This is a genomic window from Polaromonas sp. UBA4122 (assembly GCA_002381615.1).
Classification (GTDB): Bacteria; Pseudomonadota; Gammaproteobacteria; order Burkholderiales; family Burkholderiaceae_C; genus Polaromonas.
This window is the reverse complement of record DFWY01000086.1, coordinates 34,402-34,903: the sequence shown is the minus strand read 5'-3', so window position 1 is coordinate 34,903 and position 502 is coordinate 34,402. Positions and strand designations below refer to the sequence as shown.

The window sequence follows — 502 nt, the reverse complement described above, 5'->3', positions numbered from 1 at the left end:
GCAGATGCAGCGTCGTACATGCTGGTGCCGACAGCCGTGGGTTGAACCCACCAGTAAATCAGCACAAAGAAACCAATGCCGGTCAGCATCAACAGCTGCCACCAGCCGCTTTTCCCAATGTCGTGAAGGCGGCGCGTGCCCACGGCCAGCGCTGGCAGCAACAGGGCCAGATTCACCAGCGATCCAAACCTTTCGCTGACGATGCTCGCCGCCACGGACACCAGCAGCTGGAACAAAAAGAACCACCAGAATTCAGGTCGTGATGCGCGGCCTGAAAAAGTTGCGTATTTGCTCAGGCAGGTGGAAATAGCTTGACCGAAATTCATGGTTTTCTCCTCCTCAGGATTCACGCAGGGCAGATTCCCCGCCATGATAATGCGCAGACCCGGTCACGCGCCAAGGAGGCGTTGCAACAACCCGGCCGTAGAGCCATCAAGCCCTGAGATATCCCCGCTTTGAAGACGCGGCTCGATGTCTTTGGCCAGCACCTTGCCCAACTCAA

Annotated in this window: 1 protein-coding gene; it reads right to left on the bottom strand. The window is 57.4% G+C overall.

Annotated features, from left to right (window positions below; translation table 11 throughout):
- Nucleotides 1–326: DUF805 domain-containing protein (locus B3F77_RS11885; RefSeq protein WP_293605153.1), on the bottom strand; the 326-nt coding region annotated here is incomplete at its 3' end.
- Nucleotides 327–502 lie beyond the last annotated feature (176 nt).